Annotated in this window: 1 pseudogene; it reads right to left on the bottom strand. The window is 37.4% G+C overall.

Annotated features, from left to right (window positions below):
- Nucleotides 1-387: 387 nt before the first annotated feature.
- Nucleotides 388-586, bottom strand: a pseudogene (locus KPX09_RS05510) (hypothetical protein); the annotation flags it as partial.

The following is a 586-nucleotide window of genomic DNA, read 5'->3' as shown; positions in this document are numbered from 1 at the left end:
GATATATATATGCGCCCTTCTTCTTATATTTACTGTCATAATGACTATTGAGTAGATCAAACCCCAAAAGGGCAAGGAATTAATTATACAATCACGAGTGCAGTGACAACTACATACTTGTGGTAGCTATTGTTTCGATGCATATATATAAGCAGCATTTATGCCCAGCGTACTGCGCTAGAGATTGAGGAGGCACACACGCGTTGCTATTATGGTACGAGTTAATGTGCAGTGAAGTCGAGAAATTTTACCCTATACTGAGAAAGTAGTAAAAGAGGTGCTATCCCTAATAACATCAAAGACAATCGCGAAAGTACAAAAGTGCTAACATTTCCGGATAACACAGTAATGAGAGCAATACGCTATTATGATGTATATGCCAAATGCTTAAGTGATCTCCAAAATGGACACCGAGTGCAAATGAAGTATATAACTTGATTCTTCAGTGCTAACCTTGCCATTATGTAGAACACGAACGCATTTTTGTATATTCCGAACAATACTTAGCATAGATTTGCGTTCTATATTTCTCACCAATATCATTCCTGAACAACTTCCATCGTAAGGAAGAAGTGAATAGTGAGAA

It is taken from the genome of Anaplasma phagocytophilum (assembly GCF_023476575.1).
Classification (GTDB): domain Bacteria; phylum Pseudomonadota; class Alphaproteobacteria; order Rickettsiales; family Anaplasmataceae; genus Anaplasma; species Anaplasma phagocytophilum_A.
The sequence above is the reverse complement of the archived record's forward strand: the minus strand, read 5'-3'. Positions and strand labels throughout refer to the sequence as shown.